Here is a 2,247-nt window from a genome sequence, read left to right on the forward strand (position 1 = left end):
TTTCCACGATCTCCGGGTCCTGATATTGTTTGGAGAGTGTCTCCAGCCCCGCAACCGCTTCCCAGTCTCTTATAGACAACCGTTGCAGATAATCGCCCGTCAGCTCCTGGAGCCACTGCTGCTCAGTCTCCTTGGGAATGTTGTACTCTTGATAGGTTTTCAGTGCACCTTCACGGTGCATCTGAACCAGGCTGCCGGAATAGCGGACAAACAGCTCACGGGCCTGCAGAAATTCATCATTCATTGAATAGCCACCTTGCTCTATTATTTATCCCAAATTGGTTAATCGGCTTCCACATGCTTCAGCTCCGATTCACTAAAGCCCTTCTCCTGGCCTTTCAGGGTAATGTTGTGGCTGAACTGCAGCACATCATTATGGGCAAAATAAGTCTACTCGACCCCAGGTTCATCACTAAATTCCACCACGGCGAAAAATGGCGGCGCTTTAATGCCCCAGACTCCTGTAACGTAAGATATATCCTCTTTCTTATAGCCTTTATCTTCTAACAGGTAGGCGGATACCCTATGCGAATAGACGATTTTATTAACCTGTACATACACTATAGGCAAGATTATCAAAACAGCCATTCCAATTATAGAAGCCATTTTTTTCTTCGTTGGCCTCAACTGCTTCCCGCCTTTCATACAAATTGTTATGTTTTCATTACTTTTGCAAAATAAAACCTATTTTCAAAATTCACAGCCTGTCGTAAAATGATTGAAAAGCTTTTTCGGGCAAATTGGATTCAAGCTACTCAACGGGGGGGACCGGGACGATGCCGAAAACACTTGTAAAAAATATCGATTTTTTTGTTGCCGCTATGTCGCAGACCTTTGTATCCGCGCTGCAGCTTGACCCTGACGGAATGTATTCCCAGGTCGGCTACGGAATTATTGAGAAGTTCTCTGAAGAATATGTTCGTGTAAAACGTTTTGACGGCTCCGTCTCGCATTATGACCGGGAAATTACGAAATTTCAGCATAACCGGGCGTAACACCTAAGTAATACTTCCCTTCCCGCACGGATTTTCCTGCTTCTGGTATGTAATACCCTCACATGTGTCCTGGTTCAAATGCACCGGACCGTTTTACTGGTTACATAGCATATGCGTTTCTGGCATAGCCTAGATTTTACTGACCGGAATGCTAGTGGATATCGTCGGAGGCATTGTTGACAATGTGCAGGAGAGCCTGACAGGGGAGAAGAACAAGAATTCCGGGAAATGACGTGTGAGCAGTAGCCTGCCCCGGGAACCATGAGCATACCAAAGGGGACACATGACCAGCATGTGTCCCCTTTTTGTTGCTTGCCATACCTGTTCACAGCTGCCTTCCGTGTCAGCCCTGCAGCTGCTTCAGCTCATAAAAGGCTCCCTTGCGGCTCATCAGCTCTTCAAAGGTTCCAGCCTCCGCCACCTGGCCGTCCTTCATGACCACAATCCGGTCAGCATCGCGGATGGTCGACAGCCGGTGAGCCACGATAAAGGTGGTCCGCCCGCGCATCAGCTCCCGCATCGCTTTTTGGACAATAAATTCGGAGATGTTGTCCAGAGCAGAGGTGGCTTCATCCAGCAAAATAATCTCCGGATCACGGATCATTGCCCGGGCAATGGCAATCCGCTGGCGCTGTCCGCCTGACAGCTTGCCGCCATGCTCCCCAATCAGCGTATCGATGCCCTGCGGCATTTGGGCGATCACATCCTGCAGATTGGCCAGCCGGATGACTTCCTCAAGCTTGCTGTCCGGTACATCCGTCAACCCGAAGGTGATATTGCTGCGGATGGTGCCTGAGAACAGCACGGTGCTCTGCGGCACGACAGCCAGCTTCTGGCGGTACATGCGCATATCCAGCTCCTCCAGCGGCCTGCCGTCCACCAGTATCCTGCCGCCGGTCGGCCGGTAAAAGCCTACTACCATGTTCAGCACCGTCGATTTGCCCGCACCCGATTCACCCACCAGTGCGATGCATTCCCCGGGCCGGACGGTCAAATTGAAATCCTTCAGCACATGATAGTCTGTATCTTTATAGCTGAACTGCACCTGGCAGAATTCATAACCACCGCGCAGCGTGTCTACCGCCGCAGTTCCCTGATATTCTTCAAGCTGCGTGGAGGTCAGCACCTCCGAGATTGAATAAATGGACTCAAACCCCCTGGCGAATTGCGGATATACACCCAGCAGACTGTTGATCGAGGCCAGAATCGTCGAAAAAAATCCCTGATACATGACCACATCCCCGACCTGAAT

At 50.3% G+C, this 2,247-nt stretch carries 4 protein-coding genes; 1 reads left to right on the plus strand and 3 read right to left on the minus strand.

The genetic code is table 11. From position 1 onward, the window contains the following. Window positions 1-244 (minus strand): hypothetical protein (locus AQR02_RS17435; protein WP_159067782.1); only part of this gene is annotated, 244 nt, incomplete at its 3' end. A gap of 146 nt (window positions 245-390) precedes the next feature. Next, entirely contained in the window at window positions 391-606 is a 216-nt protein-coding gene (locus AQR02_RS17440; RefSeq protein WP_245237519.1) for a DUF3139 domain-containing protein, read from the minus strand. A 170-nt stretch (window positions 607-776) separates the two neighbouring features. On the opposite strand from AQR02_RS17440, the gene AQR02_RS17445 reads away from it, so the two are divergent. Continuing rightward, window positions 777-995 carry a hypothetical protein gene (locus AQR02_RS17445; protein WP_054941569.1) on the plus strand — a complete coding sequence of 73 codons (219 nt, stop codon included), beginning with the start codon at window positions 777-779 and terminating at the stop codon, window positions 993-995. A gap of 343 nt (window positions 996-1,338) precedes the next feature. Here the strand turns inward: AQR02_RS17445 and AQR02_RS17450 are convergent. Beyond that, window positions 1,339-2,247 (minus strand): ABC transporter ATP-binding protein (locus tag AQR02_RS17450; RefSeq protein ID WP_148449165.1); only part of this gene is annotated, 909 nt, incomplete at its 5' end.

Origin of the sequence: Paenibacillus ihuae, from assembly GCF_001368795.1 — a bacterium.
Classification (GTDB): Bacteria; Bacillota; Bacilli; order Paenibacillales; family Paenibacillaceae; genus Paenibacillus_AQ; species Paenibacillus_AQ ihuae.

Excerpts from the sequence above, each read along its gene's own strand:
- AQR02_RS17440 (WP_245237519.1), bottom strand. The coding sequence starts at position 606 with ATGGCTTCTATAATTGGAATGGCTGTTTTGATAATCTTGCCTATAGTG.
- AQR02_RS17445 (WP_054941569.1), top strand. The coding sequence starts at position 777 with ATGCCGAAAACACTTGTAAAAAATATCGATTTTTTTGTTGCCGCTATG.